This is a genomic window from Bartonella sp. SL320 (genome assembly GCF_059687635.1).
Map to the genome: position 1 here is coordinate 180,415 of NZ_CM185143.1, position 21,173 is coordinate 201,587.

Genomic DNA, 21,173 nt, shown 5'->3' on the forward strand with positions numbered 1-21,173 from the left:
ATTTTGCTTGGTTGTAGAGGTAATTGGTTAAAAATGTTTTTAAATCAGAGATGTCTTGGTAAAAAGCAAAAAAATAGCAAACCAAGAATTGCTGTTGTTATTCATCGGCGGTCTACTTACACTGGTCGTTTGGGAAAAATTTTACAAAAAAATGGTTTTGTTCTTGATGTTTATCGTCCTATTTTTGGACAAAAACTCCCTGATACATTAGAGCATTATGCTGGTGTTGTTATTTTAGGGGGGCAGATGAGTGTGAATGACAGTGAAGCCTATATTGGTGAGGAAATTGATTGGATTTCGTTGTCGCTAAAGGAAAATAAGCCTTTTTTGGGTATTTGTCTTGGGGCACAGATGTTAGCGCGACATTTGGGAGCTCGCGTTGGTACAAGAACGGATGGAACTGTTGAAGTAGGCTGGTATCCACTAGAGGCAACGTCACAAGGAAAAGAATTGATGAATTGGCCAGAAATGGTCTACCATTTTCATGATGAAGGGATTTATGATTTACCAAAAGAGGCGGTACTTTTGGCAACTGGGCATACATATCCTACGCAAGCTTTCCGTTATGGAAATAATGCATGGGGTTTGCAATTTCATGCTGAGTTTACACGCGCTATGATGCGACGCTTGGTCGTGCGTTCGGCACATAAATTGACTGAAAAAGGTGCTCAACCTGCCAGTGCACATTTAAAAGGGCGTTTAATCTATGATCAGGCTTTAAGCCAATGGTTTGAAGGTGCATTACAGCAGATTTTTTGTACACCGACCGCACTTGTGTGAGTGTGTATTTATGCTTAAGTGGGATCACAACTTTCACGTAAAACAGAACGTCATTTGATTGCATAGTTACGGGTTTGTTTTAAAGAGACATTTCTAAAGGTACTCAAGCACATTTTATGGTGTCGATCGTGAATGGTATAACGATAAAACTCCCATGGAAATAATATAAAATTTATAGAGCACTGCTATCTTTACGTTTGTGAAGGAGTAAATTGACACCATCACATATTTGAGGGCCGCTCCTAATATTGCAACAGCCCTTGGCATTTTTCGACGATTCACGAAAAGGCATTTTTGTCCTTTTTTGTACAATCTCTACCCATAGCTTGGCTCCGCTTTTGACATACAAGAAAATGGTTTTGATTGATGCAACGTGGAACTGGTTTGAAATGAGATATTGAAGATTCTCATTCAATATGTAAAACAATAAGTTATCATTATAAACCAATATCTTGATACTTTCATTCTTGTTGTACTGTAAAATAGTGTCGTTTAAGGCTAAAGATAGACAACCCATGTAGAGCTTTACATATAAGGTATTTTTTGTTAGAAAGTATAAAGCTTTTTCTTAAGAAGATATTGCTTTTTGGGCTTATGTGGTACTGTGCTATAGATGGCGACTGTGAGCTCCATGAAGTGGCTAGCAGATAAAGCTAACAGATAAAGTCAGCTAGATTAAGAAGCTGGGTTTTTATAGATTGGTGAATATTCAAGAATCTTTATCCTTATTTAGGGTGGGGTGAAAATCAAAAGATAAAGAAAGTTTTAAAGTTGTCTACGTCCTCTAAAATACCATCATCACAAAAAAGTTTTTCTTTGCGCTATTTATTTTTGGGGCTGTTTTGTCTTGCTCTGATCCTTATTTATAGCGCTTTCTGGTTTTTTTTTCACGTAAAATAGAAAATTATGTTTCTGATATATCCGCAAAAGCATCTTCTGGTAAGATGGCGGCGGTATGTGAGAATGTGCACAAGAATGGTTATCCATTACGGATTGGTGTGGCTTGTGACAAGTTTCAATTTTCTTGGCCTTTATATGGAGTTTCTTTATCGACGGGGCGTTTGACAGCTGGTGCACCAATTTATGCGCCTTATTTGGTCGAGTTTAATGTCGATTCCCCTGCATCAATTGTTTTTTCTGGGGAAACTTCCATCGTATCCCGTTGGCGTAAGTTGGTGATTGAAACAGAACCTTATTGGAAAACAGGTCAGACATTGAAGTTTATCGCTGAAGGGCTTGAATTTTCTCCTCTTTCTTCTTCTCTTGAGGATCAAAAACGTCAAGAAGCATTGGGATCACAAACGACAGACAAAAAAACAACACAACAAAATGGTGAAGATCAGGCATCGTTGCAAGATCGTTCTGATGGGACTTCCCAACCATTAGAGCCCCAAAATGTTTCCCAAAAAATAACGACAGAATTTTTGCGTCTTGATTTTAAACATGAAAAGAATCATGTCTCAGGAAATATGACTGTTGACGGTTTTGATGTTTCTCCAATTTTTATATCTTCTTCTGTTGAAGTTCCCAAAATTGATGGTAATTTAAAATGGGCTTTAAATGATGTTTCTCTTCTGTCTGAAAATGAAGGAAAAAATTGGAAACAGCGCCTGTATGGGAAAAGTGGCATTTTAAAGCATGGTGAATTAGCTTTTCATACAGGTGGTGGAGTGCATATCAGTGGACCTTTTTCTTTTGATGATGAAGGATATTTGACAGCAACATTTGAACTTGTCTGTATACAGCACATGAAGTTTCTTGAGACTTTACAACACTTGTTTCCTGAAGAAGCAGATAATTTAAAAGGATTACTTTTTATTTTGAGTACATTGCCTAAAAATGCAGATGGTGCTCCCATTCTTTCTTTGACTGTTCGTCAAGGCTGGGTAAAACTGGGATTTTTAGATATTGGTCGTCTTCCTCCACTTTAGGTTTGAGAGGAAATTAGCAAGAGCGTTTGTATGGCGAGGTATTGATTTATAAAAGGTATTCACAGCATTGCATATTGAATGAGAGCATTGAGAATACCACAAGATTCTTTCATTTTAATGCTGTTTATATGAAATCAAAAAACATCCTTTTTCATGTCACAAATGGGAAAGTCATATGGATTGCTTATCAAGAGAGGGCTAAAAATACCTTTTATGAACCATATTAAATGCCAAGCGCTATCGCAACATGAGGGGCATAGTGTGATGGGTCTGGTGGACTCTTTCGTAAGCATAAAAGGTGGTGGTGTTCAATGGGTCTGGCATTATATTATTGATGGATACTGGTGCAAAATGGATTTGAGTGCTTTGAGAGTTGTCTCTTTAAAACAAATTCGTGAATATGCAACGCAGTGTATTTTGTTTGGAGCGCTTTGTTTTACGTGAAAGTTATAACTTTCTGAAAGAACATGATCAAAAGCATGAGGCAATAAGAAATTTCCATTATTTTAAAAGATATTGCTTTCAATGTTTATGAAATCCGTAAAGCTGAATTGAAACATAATGCTAAGGGTGGAAATAGGTTTATACTTTATAAACTTCATATTTTCTCTACATCAGGTTGTCTACTTGTGTAGAGATTAGCCAAACAGAGATACATAATATCTCCGCTCCAGTTTAGCCTATAAAAGCTGATAAATATAGTAAGTTACTGAATCCTCTTAATATTTGTTTCAAATATGTGGCTGCATTAGGATTGAATATTATTTGCAAGCAATAGAAAAAGCATCCGCTTTCTTAGAAAAAAGTCAGCTTTTAAAGAAAGGTGAATTATTTTTTCACAGAGACGGTGGGTTGCATATTCGTGAACCTTTTTTATGAGGGAGAGGGCATCTTGCGTATATCTTGTTTAGGTAATTTCTGAAATAGGTAAACCATTCTAGTTAGAGGAGCATTAAAGCATAGAGGTGAAAATAAATGTCTATCGTTATGGTCATTTTTATTCGATTTTACGTTTTTCAAAATTATTTATAGCTATATCATTTTGATAATGGACTATGCATACACTTTTGTTTTTCTGTTCTTTAAATAGAGGCATGCCCTTCACGTAAAATATTTTTGTTATATGTTTGTTTATTAAAAAAATATTTCTTAGTGTGTCCCATTCAATAGCACTCCGTGAGTGGTATAAAGATAAAGCCATTAAGCGCACTATCTTTATACTTATGGAGTTACAAGTCAGCATCATCACATTATTTTGCCAACTCTCAATTTGCTATAGTTATTAACATTTAAAACTCTTTATAAGAGACATTTTGTCCTTCATTGGTAAGTGATTTATATGGGCTTTCCCATTCATAACATGTATGGGGAGAGATGGGGTTGATTGTTTCAATATAAACAGATTTGAAATGAGAGCAACTTAGAAGATTGGATGCTTCTTTAAATGTGCAAAATAATAAAATTATGATCGTAAATCAATTCATTATGTTTTTATTACGCGAGATATTTGACAGCGAAATTTGAATTTGTTTTTTGTTTAACCCATAGAGATTCTTAACATTTTGTGGTGGTTATTTCCTGCCAACTTAAGAATCTTCAAGTGTTATTTTTTATTTTTAGTGCTCTCTTAAAAAATTTGGGGTGGCTTCTTCGTTCTTCCCTTGTTGAGTAACGATGGATAGATAAAATTGGGGTTATTAAATCTTGCTTATCTTGCATTACTTTAGGTTTAAGAGAAAGATAGCAACTATCTTTATAAAAAACGGACTTTTAAAGTATGGTAAATTAACTTTTTATACAGAAGGTTGGTTGCGTATACGTTGATTTTAGTTTGCTAGCAGATTTTGATTTAAGTTTTGTACCAATTCATTTTATTTTTAACTGTAAAAATCTTTCAAAGTTCATAACCCATTTTTTACTACTCAATTTTGATTTTTGGCACTCTCTGCATTTTTTCGAGTCTCAGATGTTAAAATCAATTTTTACAAAATATGCATTAATGATAAAAAATAGTCGATAAAAACAATAAATTATGACGTATTTTCCTTCAATCCTGCTTGGTATAAAATCTACAGTCAGATTACATTGATCATGGATGGATAGAACAGCGATAAAAGCTTTGCTATTTTGCTCTGCTTTTAAATCTGAAAGTTGATGTTTTTACGTTAGGGAATCAATTTTGTTGTTGTTTTGAAATTGTTGCCAACAATTCCGTTGTGATGAGTCGTGGGATTTTGATTTTTTGTGCTCTATCTAAAAAACGAAAACTTCCGTTCTATCTTGGCAGTTTTTTTCTGGTGGGATAGAACGGGAGTTTTGCGGGGGTATTTCGTATGTATTTTAAGTCTAAAAGCCAGTATTTTGAAGCTGAGAAATTAATCCTGCTGCAAAAGTAAAACGAGAAATGTTGAGATCATTTTCAATAAGGGCACTAATACGGTTTGTGACATTGTGAATATGATCTTCTTCTGTTTTTTTCCAAGTGGCAAAAGGGTTCTCTTTTTTCCATAACTTTTGAGAATTTTAATGACGATTTGCCGTAAGCTTTCGGAAATACTTTTTTTAGCTTGGCTTAAAGCCATACTGTCATAATAATCTACCACAGGAATGATACGACTTGCTTCGTTAATACGGTTTATACGAATAATTTGCGCCAGTGAAAAATAGATCTCTGCGGTTTTAATAAGATCACTGTTGCTTTTTTTGGCAATTAAAGAAATATCACAGATTGTTGGAGCAGCCTCCAAGAGAGCTAATTGCTTGGCTAATGTTTTTGGTGCTCCTTCTTCGTTATAGTGTCGTGTTTTTTCTTCAATTTTTTGCTTAATATCATTGTTGTGAGAATGCATAAGCTCTTTTTCAATCACACTACGGGCTTGCTTTATTGTTTTTACAATTTCTTCTAATGGACGTGAGAGATCCATGTTGTGCAGACCCCAATTGGTTGCTTCAAAGAGCATAGGGGTTATAGCTGCGTAGAGTTTGTTTTGAACAAGACCGGGTATTTTATTGTCAAGCTTATCAATTTGGTCAGACAACCCAGAAATTTCAAAACCATCACGGATGGCAATGAAAACGCGAATAATATTTTCAACCTTTTGTTCTGTTGCATCGTGTAATCGATTAACAAAAGTAGCTCCTCCACGATTGACAATATCATTGGCAATCAGTGTTGCGATAATATTACGACGCAATTGATGATGAATGACTTCCTTCTCAAAATTTTCTTGAATTTGGGTTGGAAAGTAGTTCAGCAAGGCTGTATTGAAATAGTGATCATCAACAATGGGGCTATTGGCAATTTCTTCTTTGAGCGTTAATTTAGCATAGGCAAAAATAACGGCGAGTTCTGGACGCAGAAGACCTTTGCCTTGGGTTGTTCTTTGTCGTAAAACTTGCTCATTAGGAAGCATTTCAACTCTGCGATCGAGAAGCTTTTTTTGTTCTAAATCATGCATAAAGCGTATTTGATAAGGCAAATCAGCAGTACTTTGGTTTTCCGCTAAAGAAAGAGCAAGGGGCTGTAGATAATTGTTGCGTAAGACGAGCTGTTCGACTTGAGGCGTCATTTTTTTCAAGAGTTTATTGCGTTCTTCGCGGGTGAGTGTTTTCGCACGCAGTGCTGATGCAAGAACAATTTTGAGATTAACTTCAATATCAGAACAATTCACACCGGCAGAATTGTCAATGGCATCGGTATTGCATCGGCCACCATTTGAAACATATTCAATTCGTCCACGTTGTGTAACACCAAGATTCGCTCCTTCGCCAATAATTTTTGCACGCACCTGTTCTCCGGTAATCCGTATTGCATCATTTGCACGATCACCTACTTGGGCATCGCTTTCTGTTGCTGCGCGGATATAAGTACCAATGCCACCAAACCATAAAAGATCCACAGGGGCTTTGAGAAGTGCAGAGATAATTTCAAAGGGTGTTCCTGTTTGTTTTTCGAAACCAATAGCTTGTGCTGCTTCAGGTGAGAGAGTAATCGTTTTCTCTTTTCGTGAGAAGATACCACCGCCCTTTGATAATTTACTTTTATCGTAGTCTTGCCAGCTGGAGCGAGGAAGTTTAAAAAGACGCATACGCTCTGCGTAGCTTTCCTCTGTATTTGGATCTGGATCAATAAAGATATCGCGGTGATCAAAAGCGGCAATCAATTTTGTTTGTTTGGAAAGGAGCATTCCGTTGCCAAAGACATCACCAGACATATCGCCAACACCGACACAGGTGAAGGGTGTTGTTTGAATATCGTGATCAAATGTTTCTCGAAAATGTCTTTTGACAGCTTCCCATGCACCTTTGGCTGTAATACCAATGGCTTTGTGGTCATAACCTGCTGAGCCTCCAGAGGCAAAAGCATCATCGAGCCAAAAATGATTTTCTTGGCTGATGGCGTTGGCTGTATCAGAAAAGGTTGCTGTCCCTTTGTCTGCTGCGACAACAAAATAGGGGTCAGGGTCATCATGACAGATGACATCATGGGGTGCACTTATTTTGCCGTTAACCAGATTGTCTGTAATGGAGAGCAAAGCCGTGATAAAGTCTGTATAAGCTTGTCGTGCTGCTTCTATGATGATAGCACGGTCACTTGTTTGAGGAAGGCGATGGGGATAGAATCCACCTTTTGCACCTGCAGGAACGATAACTGCATTTTTAACTTGTTGGGCTTTCACCAAGCTAAGAATTTCGGTGCGATAATCCAATGCGCGGTCAGACCAACGAATCCCACCACGAGCGATAGGTCCAAAACGCAAATGGACCCCTTCAACTTCTGGTCCATAAACAAAAATTTCTCGATAAGGGCGTGGTTCTGGCAAACCTTCAATTTGGCGCGGGTTTAATTTGGTGGCTAAAATACGCCGCGGACTTCCATCGCCAAGAGGCGTAAAGGCATTTGTTCGTAAACTTGCATCGATAAGGTTACAATAACGGCGTAAGATGAGATCATCATCTAAACCAGATACTTTCCGTAATTTTTCTTCAATGCGCTTTTGAATAACTTGTCGGTTTTTTTCCCGTTCTTTTTCGGTATGGCTTTGATGAAATTTTAAATGGAATAAAGCATAAAGATCTTGGGTAATGTCAGGATAAGTATTTAAAGTTTGGGCAACGCGGTCTTGCGAATAAGGAATTCCAGCTTGTTGGAGATAGCGCCCGTAATGGCGTAAAATAACAATTTCATGCCAATTAAGCTCAGCTGTTTGAGTGAGGGCATTAAAGGCGTCATTATCAGCATTTTGTGCCCAAATGGCTTCAAAAGTTTCGGCAAGCTTTTGACCGTCTTTTTCGAAATCGATATAGAGTTGGAAAGAACTTTCTAGTTGCATATCATGAAGATACACAGATTGTCCGTTGCCATCGGGTAATTCAAGGGTTTGTTCCGCAATAACGCGAAATCCCATATTTTCAAGCAGTGGTACACGTTTGGAAAGAGCAAGGGCTTGATGGCGGTGAAAAAGCCGAAGAGAAATATTCTGTTTGTCTTTGTTTTGTGCGTGGTAAAAGGTTACGAAAAGGGGCTTTTCATCATGAAGGCTTAGAATATGCCCAGCATCTTTAATGGCGTCTTCTGCTGAAAATAAATCACGATAGCTGTTGGGAAATTCACTGGCTAGACGGGTTTGTGGTTCTGTTGTTTTTTGAGTAAGAGCGATGGCTTGAACACTATCTTCCCAACTTCGTGCAATCGAACGGACATGTTGTTCAAGGGTAGCACGTTCGTGAAGTGGAACAGTTTCACTTCCTTTGCGATGGATAATATAATAGACACGTATCAGGGTACTTTCCAAAAATAGCGGATACGATTCAAAAAAGTCGCCTTTATAGAGCTCAACAAAATATTCGCCAACTTTTTCACGCAGGCTACTGCTGTATTGATCACGCGGAACATAGACAAGGAGAGAAACAAAGCGCCCAAAAGAATCAGTGTGGGCAAGAACGCGTAAACGGGGACGCTCATCTAATTGTAGAATCAGTTTAATGTTTTCTGTTAGGGTATCAACATCAGAGCGAAACATTTCATCTCTTGGATAGGTTTCTAAAACACTGATGAGTGCTTTTCCGGAATAATCAGCGTGATTATGTCCAAGACGTTGAATGATAGTTTGGGCTTTTTCTTTTAAGAAAGGAATTTGCAAAATAGAGCGTGTATAGGCTGAGGAGGTAAAAAGCCCTACAATGCGTAATTCTCCACACAGTTGGTCTTCTTTATCAAAGATTTTAAGACCTATATAGTCGAGCCAAACGGAACGGTGAATTTTAGAGCGGCTATTGGCCTTTGTCACGATAAATAAATTATCGCTTTCCATAAAGGATAAAACTTCTTGAGGAGGTTCTCTCATACTTTCATCATCGACAATATGAATAGAAGCATCTGTGAGTATACCAAGTTCAATGTTACTGGCTGTAAAGGACTTTAGGGGCTTTTGATTTTTGATGAAGTTGTAAGTGCGCAGACCAAGGAAGATGAAATTGTCGTCCATGAGCCAGTGAAGAAATTCAATAGCTTTTTCGCCTTCTCCTTTGTAGTGTGGGGGAAGGCTTGTTTGATAGGCATGGATATGCTTTTCAACTTCTTCAAGCATGGGTTTCCAGTCTTGTACAGCAGCATTAACCTGTTCAAGAACGAGGGTGAGCTCATTTTCGAGTTTTTGTATCTGCTGTTTGTCTAATGACTCGATGTGAATTTGCATCAGACTAATGCGTTTTCCAGAAGGACAATCAAGAATGGGGTGCGCAATCAAATAAATACGGTTTTTATGTTGATTGAAGATATTTAAAATAGAATCAAGAAGGAAGGGCTTGTTGTCATTGACAAGTGTGATAACGGTTATAGGTTTATGATTCCGGGTTAAATTTTGCTCAAAGCAGATGGTATTTTTTCCTGCCTGATGGAGATTAAAAGCTTTTACGGCAATAGCTGCGGCTTTTTGAAGTTCTTGAGTTTCGTAATAAGCAATATCTTCTTTGTCGGTTTGAGCAAAAAGGATTTGTTCTATTTTATTTGGGGTATTTTTTGTTGCTATTGTTTTTTGTTGTAACACATTTGCTCTCCCTTTTTTGCTCTTAGAGGTCTTTATCTTCTCTTCTCTATAAAAAGCAGACCATTATATTTTTTTGCACTGTAACACTTTCTTCCTAGAGAAAATAGCTCTTTATGCAGAAAGAATGCGTTTTGTTTTACTCTTTAGTTAGTAAAATTTGTACTTTAAAGAAATATTTTGCGTCAATGAACGGGCATTTTTAGTATTTTTGTCTGTTAATAGTTTATTTTTTAAAATATATAAAATAAAAATAAAGAGAGAAGTAGAAGTAAAGAGAGAATGACCCGTTTACCAGAAAGACTTTTAAGTGGTTACCAAAATTTTATAAACAATCATTTTTCATATAAAACAGCACAGTATCAACAATTGGCACTAGAGGGGCAGAAACCTGAGGTTTTGGTTATTGCTTGTTGTGATTCGCGTGCAGTTCCAGAAATGATTTTTGATGCTAAGCCAGGGGAAATTTTTACTCTGCGCAATGTGGCAAATGTGGTTCCTCCTTTTTCTCCTGATGATCAATATCATGCAACATCAGCAGCTCTTGAATATGCTGTGCAATTGCTTGAGGTGAAACATATTGTTGTTTTTGGTCATGCGCATTGTGGCGGTGTGCGTACGGCTCTTAAGGAGACATGTAAGTCTTTATCGTCCAATGATTTTATTGGTCGATGGATCAGTCTTTTAGCGCCAGCCGCAGAAATCGTTTTGAACAATAAGTCGCTCTCTTGGCCAGAAAAACAAACAGCTTTAGAGCAACTTTCTATTCGCCATTCGTTGAAAAACTTAGAGACGTTCCCGTGGATAAAGTTCCGCAAAGATCAAGGTATTTTAACATTGCACGGGGTTTGGTTTGATATCTCTAGCGGTAAATTATGGCGTATGGAACAGGAAACAGGGTGTTTTATGTGTGTTGAAGTTGAAAGTGTTGAAGTGTAGTATTTGCAGTTTTTATTTCTTCGTATAAAAAGATATTTTATGATAAAACTTGACAAAGTTGGGGTTTTATTGTTTGAAGGAGCAAGCTTTCAGTGACAAAATTAACTTGGAGCCACCGACTGAGACCCCACTTTAAGGGTATGAAGAGATCTCAGAGGTCAACATCCGACGGCGCGGTGCGTTCTCGGATGCTGTTTTGGTTTGTTCGTTATGCAACTTTGTTCGGCAACAATGAGGTAAATAATGTTTGAATCCTTACAAGAGCGACTTGGTTCTATCCTGTCTCATTTGACGGGGCGTGGTGCTTTGTCGGATCAGGATGTTGCAGAAGCGTTGCGTGAAATTCGGCGTGCTTTATTAGAAGCCGATGTTGCTCTTGATGTTGTCCGTTCTTTTACCGATAGGGTCCGGGAAAAAGCTGTTGGGGCTGAAATTGTTAAATCAATTAAACCAGGCCAAATGGTGGTTAAAATTGTTCATGACGAATTGGTTCATATTCTTGGAAATGAAACGGTTCTAAGTGATTTGAATGCACCTGCGCCCGTTGTTATCATGATGGTTGGTTTGCAAGGTTCCGGAAAAACAACCACAACAGCAAAGTTGGCAAAACGTTTTACTGATAAGCACAATAAAAAAGTTCTCATGGCGTCATTAGATACACGTCGTCCTGCTGCACAGGAGCAATTGCGCCAATTGGGAGAACAAGCAAAACTTGCAAGTTTGCCTATTATTGCGGGACAATCACCCGTTGATATTGCATCACGTGCGGTGCAAGCTGCTAAATTGGGGGGGTATGATGTCCTTCTTCTTGATACTGCAGGACGTAATCATATTGATGAAGCGTTGATGCTTGAATTGACTGAAGTTAAAGTCTGTTCCTTGCCTCATGAGATTATGTTGGTGGCTGATAGCTTGACGGGGCAAGATGCTGTTCATCTTGCGCGTTCTTTCGATGAGCGTGTAGGGATTACAGGAATTATTTTAACACGGATGGATAGTGATGGGCGTGGGGGTGCTGCTCTTTCCATGCGTGCTGTGACAGGTAAGCCCATTAAAGCAATTGGAACGGGTGAAAAAATAGATGCTTTAGAAGAGTTTCATCCCAGTCGTATTGCTGATCGTATTCTCGGAATGGGGGATATTGTTTCTTTGGTTGAAAAAGCTGCTGAAACAATGGATCATGAGAAAGCTGCTGCTTTTGCAAAAAAAATGCAGGCCGGAAAATTTGATTTGAATGATCTTGCAGAACAGTTGCAAAAAATGAAAAAATTGGGCGGAATGGGCGGTATTATGGGGATGTTGCCAGGGTTGGGCAAGGTTAAAGAGCAGATTGCGGCGGCAGGGCTTGATGATCGTTTGTTTAATCGTCAATTGGCTATTATTTCATCCATGACACCACAAGAGCGTGCACATCCAGAACTTTTAAAACATAGCCGTAAACAAAGAATCGCTAAAGGGTCTGGAACAACGGCTGCTGATATTAATAAACTTTTGAAGATGTATCGCCAAATGGCTGATATGATGAAAGCCATGGGGGGTAAAGGAAAAAGCGGTTTGATGGGAAAAATGTTCGGGGGACTTGGTTCCAAAATAGGTTTTGGAGGTATGGGAGGTGCAGATTCTCAAGCTATGCCTGATTTATCGGGATTGGATCCAAAACAGCTTTCAACACTTCAAAAGCAGATTGAAAGTGGGAATGGAGGGAAGATTTTGCCTGGACTCCCAGGACGTAGACCTACACTTCCTGGTCTTTCCAATGGTCCTGATCTTTCCAATGGCATTGTCGATAGGGGAAAATTTCCTCAGCATCCTAAAAAGAAATAGGATGAAAAGAGGGAAGGAAGTATGATGCAGGAAACAGTATTAGATGAATTAGCGCATTTACGAGCATCTATTGATAATTTTGATGCAGCCTTGATTCATATTTTAGCAGAGCGTTTTCGTTGTACGAAAGCTGTGGGGCGTTTAAAAGCGCGTTATGATCTACCTAAGGCAGATCCTCTGCGTGAGCAATATCAGATTGCGCGTTTGCGGCAATTGGCTATGGACAGTCATCTTGATCCTGATTTTGCTGAGAGATTTTTAAAGTTTATTATTGAAGAAGTTATGCGTCATCATGAAGTTATTGCGGAAGAGCAAAAAACAAAAAAAGTCAATTTAAACGAAAGCCAGAGCTGATAATAGGAGATAAAATATGGCATTGAAAATTCGTTTGTCCCGTGGAGGTTCAAAAAAACGTCCTTACTATCATATCGTCGTTGCAGATGTTCGTAGTCCGCGCGATGGGCGATTTCTTGAACGTGTTGGTGCATGGGATCCAATGTTGCCTAAAGATGGACCGAGGGTGAAACTTAGTGAAGAACGTATCCAATATTGGCTTGGGCAAGGGGCTCAACCAACAGATCGTGTTTTACGGTTTTTAGATGCCGCTGGCTTAAAAAAGCGTCCAGTTCGCAATAATCCCCATAAAGGTGAACCGGGCAAAAAAGCACAAGAACGTATAGCGGCTGCAAAGCAAGCAGCAGAAGACGCAGCTGCTGCGGCAGCTGAAGCAGAATCTGCTCCAGCACAAGAAGCATAATTGTTTCAATTAATGCGTTTTTAAAAACTTTAGAGGAAGAGATATTATCCGTTTTTGATCAGCAAAAACGGATCTTCTTTAAAAGGGTATTTGTTTAAAACACCGTTGGTTTTTTTAAAGTCTAATGATAGAAATCTATGGCTTTAAAAATCAATGGCGCGGCCTTTAATTTCCCAGTCTCCATAGCGGGAAGGGTCTTTGCCGCCGCGTCCACCGTTTTCCAAAGGTTGTTCTTTTTCTGCTTCGCTTTTTCGTCTTTCTTCAGCTTCTTTAAGGGCGCGTTGTGCGGCCGGAGAAAGAGATTGCTGTTTAACGGCGGTTGCATTTTTGGAGCTTATTTTTTCATCTTTTTTATTCATTTTACACCTATTCCATTGAAGAAGCAGAAAGAAAACCCCATCATATAGTATCGATAGTATTTTATCATGGAGTTTTTTGAGTAATGAACATAATGCGTACAGCCATGCTTTTGGCTTTTTTAACGGCTCTCTTTATGGGGGTTGGTTATCTTGTTGGAGGGGGCGGTGGCATGGTCATTGCTCTTGTGATGGCAAGTGGTTTAAACTTTTTTTCTTATTGGAATTCAGATAAAATCGTTTTACGCATGTACGGGGCGCGTGAAGTTGATCAGCATTCAGCACCGGTTTATTATAAGATTGTAAGCGATTTAGCTAAAAAAGCTTCTCTTCCTCAACCAAAGGTTTATGTGATTGAGAGCGCGCAGCCCAATGCTTTTGCAACGGGACGTAATCCGCAAAATGCCGCTGTTGCTGCCAGTCGCGGCTTGTTAGAGCGGTTAAGTGCTGAGGAAATTGCTGGCGTTATGGCACATGAGCTTGCTCATATTGAGCATCGTGATACCTTAACCATGACTCTAACAGCAACGATTGCTGGGGCAATTTCAATGCTTGGTAATTTTGCTTTTTTTATGGGGGGACAGCGCCACTCTTCAGAAGATTCTCATGGTGCGGGAGCAATTGGAGGGTTTATTGCACTGCTCGTAGCGCCTTTTGCGGCAATGCTTGTGCAAATGGCGATTAGCCGTACGCGTGAATATGCTGCGGATCGCCGAGGAGCTGAAATATGCGGTAATCCTTTATGGTTGGCTTCGGCATTGCGTAAAATTGCTGATGGGGGGCATGGGGTTTACAATGAAGAAGCAGAACATAATCCTGCAACCGCGCATTTGTTTATTATCAATCCTTTGAGCGGTGAGGGAGCAGATAGTCTTTTTTCAACACATCCAGCAACAGCAAATCGTATTGCGGCTCTTTATCGGCAAGCAGAAGAGATGAAAGGGGCTCTTGCCAAAAGTGGAGGATGGAATAAAGAAGGCAGTAGATATGAAAAAAACAACGGAATGAACGATGAAGATTTTCGTAGTGGTCAGGTTTATAGATCAGGTAAGCAAGAAAGCAGTGCTTTTCAGCGCGCTACAAAACGTCCTTCTTGGCTTCGTTATGAAGATTCAAAAAAATCTCGTTCATAGAGTTTTTTAGGAGATTTCTGAGAGATCTTTTGAGGAAGCAGTGACATAAAGGTATTATTTTGAAACACAAAAAAGCGGAGCATGTGTCTGAAAAAGATGTTCCAGGATTAGCGGTTCGGCAGGTGTGTGTGCGTCTTTTGGGAGCGGTGGTTGATAAGCACACGCCTCTTTCTGGTTTGACGGATAATGAACACGGACACCCACAATATTTAAAGCTTTCACAACGAGATCGTTTATTGTGTCGAGCTATTTTGACAACGTCATTGCGTCATCGGGGACAGATTACAGCGGCTCTTTCACGCTTTTTGGTGCGTCCTTTGCCTTCACAAGCACTTTCACTTCAGCATCTTCTGCATATCAGTGTGACGCAAATTCTTTATCTTGATATTCCTGATCATGCCGCTATTGATTTAGCTGTGCGCGTGGCAAAATTTGATCCTCGTATGCGTCGTTTTTCAGGGGTTGTGAATGCTCTTTTGCGCAATGTTGCACGGGAGGCGGAGCCTTTGCGCCAACAGATTGCGACAATTGAAGGTGTGCCAGCGTGGTTTGGGCAGCTTTTAGTGTCAGCTTATGGAATAGAAAAGGCACATCAGATTATAGAAATTCAAAGTGTGGAGCCTCCGCTCGATTTGACAGTAAAATCCGATCGTGTTGGATGGGCTGAGAGGCTTGGCGGTGTGGTGTTGCCCAATGGTTCTGTTCGATTAAACCGCTTGGCGTGTTCTGTTTCTGATTTACCAGGCTATCATGAAGGGGCTTGGTGGGTTCAAGATTTTGCTGCAGCGTTGCCTGCTTATTTATTAGGAGAGCTTCAGGGCAAAAATGTTGCTGATCTTTGTGCGAGCCCTGGGGGAAAAACAGCTCAATTGGCTTTGCAGGGGGCAGAGGTGACAGCTATTGACCTTTCTGCTAACCGTATCAAGCGTTTAAAAGAAAATATGGAGCGACTTCATTTTTCTGTTAACATTTGGCAGGGAGATGTGAGAAATTTCCATCCCACACAGCTTTTTGATGCCGTTCTTCTTGATGCTCCTTGTTCTTCTACAGGAACGATCCGTCGTCATCCGGATATTTTATGGACGAAATCGAGAGATGATGTCGTCAAGTTAGCAGCGTTGCAATATGATTTGCTTATCGCAGCAATTGCCTTGGTAAAGAAGGGGGGATGGATTGTTTTTTCCAATTGTTCATTGGCAAGAGAAGAAGGTGAAGATCTTATTGAAAAAATTTTATCGACACGCAATGATATTGTTTTAGATCCCATTTATCCAGAAGAAATGGGAGCATTGGCACATTTGCTTTGTGAGGGAATGTTGCGCACAACGCCGGCAGATTTTTGTCATAAAGATTTTGATGCTGAGAAAACCGCATTTTTAGGAATGGATGGTTTTTTTGCAGCGCGCTTACGAAAAATTTCTTAATTAACGCTTCATTTACAAAAATGGTCGAAATTGTATCTGATTCAGCGTAAATGGAGATGGAATTTTGGCGGTTGCGGTAAAAGCTCCTCAGGTAAGAATGGCAGCCTGTGTCGATACACTACAGCATGTTATGCGGCGTTTATGGGTTGGGCCATTATTTCGTTGGCGATTTTCAGGGTTTCGTCCTCATAAAATTTTGGCGCATCCCATTGATTTGCATGTGGCTGATCCGGTGATGGCGCATGAATTTTATCATGGTCGTTTTGCTTTTGCTGGTCATATTGTTCATACGGGTGCTGTTTCACCCTTTTCGTTGGTTTCGCCGACCCTGGAATGGGAAGCGGCTCTGCATGACTTTCATTGGTTGCGCCATATGGAAGCAGCAGAAAGCGATTTAGCTGCGGCGCATGCGCGTTCTCTTTTAGAAGATTGGCTTGACCATGCTGGAAAAAAGGTAAAAGGGCTTGCTTGGAGTGGTCCTGTTGTGGCGCGGCGTTTGATTTCGTGGATTTGTCACTCAAAAATGTTGTTAGAAGGGGCAAGTGAGCGGTTTGAAAAACGCTTTTTACGGGCACTTGGTTTGCAATTTCGTTATTTGCGCGTAACAATTTGCAGTATGGAGCATGATGATAAACGTTTACAAGCAGCAACAGCCTTGACGTTTGCATCTCTTGCTTTGCCTGTTTCTGCGGACGTGAAAAAAAAGGTACAAGCCACGCTCATAGAAGAGCTTTCGCGTCAAATCTTGGTTGATGGTGGGCATATTTCTCGTAGTCCTATCATCTTGTTGAACTTATTATCAGATTTATTGTCTTTGCGTCATCTTTTTATGCGGAGTAATGAAACAGCACCGCGTATTTTGATTGATTCTGTTGAGCGTATGTTACCCGCTTTACGATTCTTTATCCATGAGGATCAAACGTTGGCGCATTTTAATGGGGTTGGTCCTCTTGTGTCGGAACGATTATCAACCCTTTTGGCACTTGATGAAACAGATGGGCAGCCTTTTAGTTATGCGCGTTATTCAGGATTTCAGCGCTTAAAAGCCAATCAAACAACAGTGCTTGCTGATACAGGAAAGTTCCCACCACGCTTTTTCGCACAGCAGGCTTGTTCGGGGTGTTTGTCTTTTGAAATGTCTTCACAAGGACATCGTTTTATTATCAATACCGGTGTTAATCCTGATGGGCGGGAAGATTATCGACATTTAGGGCGTGTTACGGCAGCACATTCAACAGCGACACTTAATGATTGTTCGGTGGGTGTTTTTTACAAAAAAAAGAAAAATGGCACGTCCTTTTTGTTTGATGGGCCCAGCGATGTTCAAGTGCGACGTATAGAGGATTCAGAGAAAACAGGCTTTATTGCGAGCCATAATGGTTATGTGCGCTCCTTTAATCTTATTCATGAGCGTGGTCTTATTTTAGCGACAAACGGAGATATGATCGAAGGTTATGATCGCTTTTTTATGCCCAATAAAGGGGAAAAGAGACATAAGAGTGTGCAAAGTGAGCAAAATCATGTTGCTGTTCGGTTTCATCTTCATCCAGAAGTTGAAGTTAACTATGATGGTGAGCGTGTGTGTTTAGCGGTCAAGAATGGGGACGTGAAGAGTGAGCAAGTATGGCATTTTATATCACCTGATGCGGATATTTGTCTTGAAGATTCGATTGATTTTGCAGAATTAGCAGGCCCACAACGGACACAACAGATTGTTTTATATTTTCGTCCTGCATTTCAAGAAAAAGTTCGCTGGCGTTTTATCCGTAAAGCATAAAATCAGAACATTGTTCCGATTTATAGTTTATATATTGCGTTTTATTATCCTTGGTAATATATTGATTTATAATAATAAATTACCGCTATTCAATTTTGGTTAAAGAGCTGAATATCGTAAGATTTTTCATTTCAAATCTATCCTATATAGAAGTAACCAAAATCATTTGTTTGTATTTCATAAGTGGGTGGGCCCATGTGGGTAAAAGCTGTACGATAAAAAGACCTCTCATAAACCTTTTCAAGAGCTCCAAGGGCTGTAGAATACTTGATAAGTTGGAAAATATAACGATAGTGTTAGCTTGCTTTTTTCTAAGGCGTAAAGATAGGGGACCCCAATAGATTTTATATTATTTCATGGGGGCTTTATCGCTATATTATTAGACGCGGTTGTGAAATAAGCTTCGGAGCCTTGAGAGATGCTTTTTTTAAAAAAGCACGTCAATAGCAATTCGATGGCATTCTATGAATAATCTTTAGTGAGAGAGTATAAAAGGAAACATCATCTGACAATAGAATTTTGCACATACACGATAATGTTGCACATACGCGCTGCCATTTTTATGCTTAGTAAAAATGCACGCTGCTCCTGTCATGCATTCTTCCATTATCCAATGTTGTACGATGTTCTTAAGTGATTGATAATACTCAAAAAAATATTCTTATTTTTTCTCACAAGTCAGTTTTTCTTGTGGTGAGCAAAAGACATGGCTTTTATTGATATATAAACCCATTTGAAATAGCAAAAGACTACCCTGTATGAGAGCTTCTCATTGAATGCAGGAAACTCTAAATATCTTGCTCAACCAAAAGCTATCCATTATAAATCCAAAAAGTTATCTCTTATCAATCATTGAGAATTCACGAAACAACATTATAAGCGGTCAAGAAGGAAACTTCTGCTTTTTGGTATTATTGGTATTATACTAAAAATGAAGTTAGACTGATAATAAAGTCATGACAACAAACCGCCAAATGCTCCTTTTTTCATGGCAAAGCATTTTCTCAAATATTTCAAAAAAACTTTTAGGAAGATTTACGCGAATAACGCCGTGCAATTGAATCAATATCACCTCGACAAATGCCAAGATCACTGAGTTCATATGTTGAAAGGCGACTCAACGCATTAACGGTTCGACGATAACGACGCCAATTACTGTAAGAACGTAGAATATTCATATCCTTTACTCAAACTCTATAATTACACTCTCTAAATAGGATAGAACATATTACTAAAAAGAGTTGTGCTATAATGTCATAATAGCTATGCATCTATACACATTCTCTTTTCCATGTAACACGTAGATTCTCTGGATTGAATAACGGCTCTTATTTCAATGGTTATCAATCAACATACGATTGATGAGAAATACCTTGAAATATTTTTATATAAAGAGGCAATTATTCCAATGATGTTAATGACGGAAATGTCGTATTCCTGTAAAAACCATTGCTAATCCCTGTTCATCAGCCGCAGTGATAACTTCTTCATCCCGCATGGAACCTCCTGGTTGAATGACGGCTGTTGCACCGGCTTCAGCTGCTGCTAATAAACCATCTGCAAAAGGAAAAAATGCATCGGATGCAACCACGGATCCTTTTGTAAGCGTTTCTGTTAAGCCTGCTCTCCTTGCACTTTCTGCGGCTTTACTTGCAGCAATTTTTGCTGAGTCGATGCGGCTCATTTGTCCAGCACCAATCCCAACTGTTGCACTATTTTTCGCGTATACAATTGCATTTGATTTAACATGTTTTGCTACACGAAAAGCAAATTGAAGATCACGCATTTCATCTTGAGTGGGGGCGCGCTTGGTTACCACTTGCAATTTCAGATCATCAACCACCACATTATCACGTGATTGCACTAAAATGCCTCCTGCAAGTGTTTTCGCAAGAAGTCCTCCACACCGTGGATTAGGAACGCCACCTGTAATGAGCAAACGAAGATTCTTTTTCTTAGAAATAATTTCACGGGCTGCCATTGTCGCATCAGGAGCAATAATCACTTCCGTGAAAATTTTAACAATCTCTTCCGCACATTCTTCATCAAGGGTTTGATTTAAAGCAACAATTCCACCAAATGCCGATACATTATCACACATAAGAGCTTTCAAATAAGCTTCTTTCAAAGTTTTTCCTTCTGCAACTCCACAAGGATTGGCATGTTTAATAAGAGCAACAGCAGCCGTTTTTTGCGGATCAAATTCTGCCACAAGCTCAAAGGCTGCATCTGTATCATTCAAATTGTTATAAGAGAGTGCTTTACCTTGTAAAAGTGTGGCTGTTGCAATGCCAAAACGTTTTTCATTATTGCGATAAAATGCTGCCTGTTGATGTGGGTTTTCTCCATAGCGCATGACACTTTCAAGATGACCAGAAAAACTCTGCCATGATGGTGTTTCAATTTTTAAATCTTGTGCAAACCACGCTGCTATTGCTGTGTCATAAGCAGCGGTGTGTGTATATGCGCGCATTGCTAACTGATGGCGCATGGATAAGCTTAAACACCCATTATGCTGTTTTAATTCCTTTAGAATCGAATCATAGTCATTTATCGCTGTTACAACACCGGTATAAGCATAATTTTTGGCTGCAGCGCGAATCATTGCTGGTCCACCGATATCAATATTTTCAAGAATCGTTTTTGGGTCAGCCCCTGATTGGAGTGTTTCTTCAAAGGGGTAAAGATTCACCACCAAGAGATCAATACCATGAATGCTGTTTTTTTCCATAGCTTCCCTATGGTTGGGATCTTCTCTGACCCCTAACAAAGCTCCATGAATCAAAGGATGGAGTGTTTTTACACGTCCATCCATGATTTCAGGAAATCCAGTAACTTCAGCAACATCTTTTACAGGTAAACCAGCAGCTATGAGGGTTTTGGCTGTTCCTCCTGTTGAAATCAATTCAACATTGTAAATTGCATGAAGGGCTTGTGCAAATTCAACTACCCCCGTTTTATCAGACACAGAAAGAAGAACACGACGAACCTGATGAAGATCAGGTACGGGAAAATTTTTGGCAACAACACCCATAACAGAAGCCTTAAAAATGAAAGAGTTAAAATTTCAGCAAAACAAGCTTAGACATTTATAGCACAAGCCTTTAGCAAAATATATCGAAAGGATAAACTGTCTTTTTAAAATATACGGTGACTCGTTAAAATATACGATGACTTGCCTTTTTTCTTATACTGTAAAATGTCGT

13 protein-coding genes and 1 pseudogene are annotated in these 21,173 nt (G+C 39.4%); 10 read left to right on the top strand and 4 right to left on the bottom strand.

Features of this window, described 5'->3' with window-relative positions:
• Window positions 1-33: 33 nt before the first annotated feature.
• From AC6ER8_RS00695 to AC6ER8_RS00705, 3 genes are all read left to right on the top strand, one after another.
• On the top strand, window positions 34-780 hold the full coding sequence (locus tag AC6ER8_RS00695) for a glutamine amidotransferase (RefSeq protein ID WP_497078502.1): 747 nt from the start codon (window positions 34-36) through the stop codon (window positions 778-780).
• Between the two features lie 944 nt (window positions 781-1,724).
• Window positions 1,725-2,711: a DUF2125 domain-containing protein gene (locus tag AC6ER8_RS00700; RefSeq protein WP_497078504.1), complete on the top strand. Its 987-nt coding sequence runs from the start codon at window positions 1,725-1,727 to the stop codon at window positions 2,709-2,711.
• 213 nt (window positions 2,712-2,924) lie between these two features.
• Entirely contained in the window at window positions 2,925-3,155 is a 231-nt protein-coding gene (locus AC6ER8_RS00705; protein WP_497078506.1) for a hypothetical protein, read from the top strand.
• A 1,902-nt stretch (window positions 3,156-5,057) separates the two neighbouring features.
• Here the strand turns inward: AC6ER8_RS00705 and AC6ER8_RS00710 are convergent.
• Window positions 5,058-9,760: pseudogene (locus AC6ER8_RS00710) on the bottom strand (NAD-glutamate dehydrogenase).
• A 279-nt stretch (window positions 9,761-10,039) separates the two neighbouring features.
• Between AC6ER8_RS00710 and AC6ER8_RS00715 the strand changes: the two are divergent.
• The 4 genes from AC6ER8_RS00715 (at window position 10,040) to rpsP (ending at window position 13,277) form a co-directional block, all read left to right on the top strand.
• Window positions 10,040-10,696, top strand: a complete 657-nt coding sequence (locus AC6ER8_RS00715) for a carbonic anhydrase (protein WP_497078508.1) — start codon at window positions 10,040-10,042, stop codon at window positions 10,694-10,696.
• Window positions 10,697-10,939: 243 nt separating this feature from the next.
• A complete protein-coding gene (gene ffh / locus AC6ER8_RS00720) occupies window positions 10,940-12,520 on the top strand; it encodes a signal recognition particle protein (RefSeq protein ID WP_497078510.1) in 1,581 nt (526 codons plus the stop codon).
• 24 nt (window positions 12,521-12,544) lie between these two features.
• Window positions 12,545-12,874, top strand: a complete 330-nt coding sequence (locus AC6ER8_RS00725) for a chorismate mutase (RefSeq protein WP_497079695.1) — start codon at window positions 12,545-12,547, stop codon at window positions 12,872-12,874.
• A 16-nt stretch (window positions 12,875-12,890) separates the two neighbouring features.
• Complete coding sequence (gene rpsP, locus AC6ER8_RS00730; protein ID WP_497078512.1) at window positions 12,891-13,277, top strand: 30S ribosomal protein S16; 387 nt, start codon at window positions 12,891-12,893, stop codon at window positions 13,275-13,277.
• A gap of 143 nt (window positions 13,278-13,420) precedes the next feature.
• Here rpsP and AC6ER8_RS00735 read toward each other — a convergent pair whose 3' ends face one another.
• On the bottom strand, window positions 13,421-13,636 hold the full coding sequence (locus tag AC6ER8_RS00735; RefSeq protein WP_497078514.1) for a DUF1674 domain-containing protein: 216 nt from the start codon (window positions 13,634-13,636) through the stop codon (window positions 13,421-13,423).
• Between the two features lie 83 nt (window positions 13,637-13,719).
• Between AC6ER8_RS00735 and htpX the strand changes: the two genes are divergently transcribed.
• The 3 genes from htpX (at window position 13,720) to AC6ER8_RS00750 (ending at window position 17,967) form a co-directional block, all read left to right on the top strand.
• Window positions 13,720-14,766: a zinc metalloprotease HtpX gene (gene htpX / locus AC6ER8_RS00740; protein WP_497078516.1), complete on the top strand. Its 1,047-nt coding sequence runs from the start codon at window positions 13,720-13,722 to the stop codon at window positions 14,764-14,766.
• A 59-nt stretch (window positions 14,767-14,825) separates the two neighbouring features.
• Entirely contained in the window at window positions 14,826-16,190 is a 1,365-nt protein-coding gene (locus tag AC6ER8_RS00745; RefSeq protein WP_497078518.1) for an RsmB/NOP family class I SAM-dependent RNA methyltransferase, read from the top strand.
• Window positions 16,191-16,254: 64 nt separating this feature from the next.
• Entirely contained in the window at window positions 16,255-17,967 is a 1,713-nt protein-coding gene (locus AC6ER8_RS00750) for a heparinase II/III family protein (protein WP_497078520.1), read from the top strand.
• A gap of 1,025 nt (window positions 17,968-18,992) precedes the next feature.
• Here AC6ER8_RS00750 and AC6ER8_RS00755 read toward each other — a convergent pair.
• Entirely contained in the window at window positions 18,993-19,145 is a 153-nt protein-coding gene (locus AC6ER8_RS00755) for a DUF1127 domain-containing protein (RefSeq protein ID WP_497075028.1), read from the bottom strand.
• A 236-nt stretch (window positions 19,146-19,381) separates the two neighbouring features.
• Window positions 19,382-21,001, bottom strand: a complete 1,620-nt coding sequence (gene purH / locus AC6ER8_RS00760) for a bifunctional phosphoribosylaminoimidazolecarboxamide formyltransferase/IMP cyclohydrolase (RefSeq protein WP_497078522.1) — start codon at window positions 20,999-21,001, stop codon at window positions 19,382-19,384.
• Window positions 21,002-21,173 lie beyond the last annotated feature (172 nt).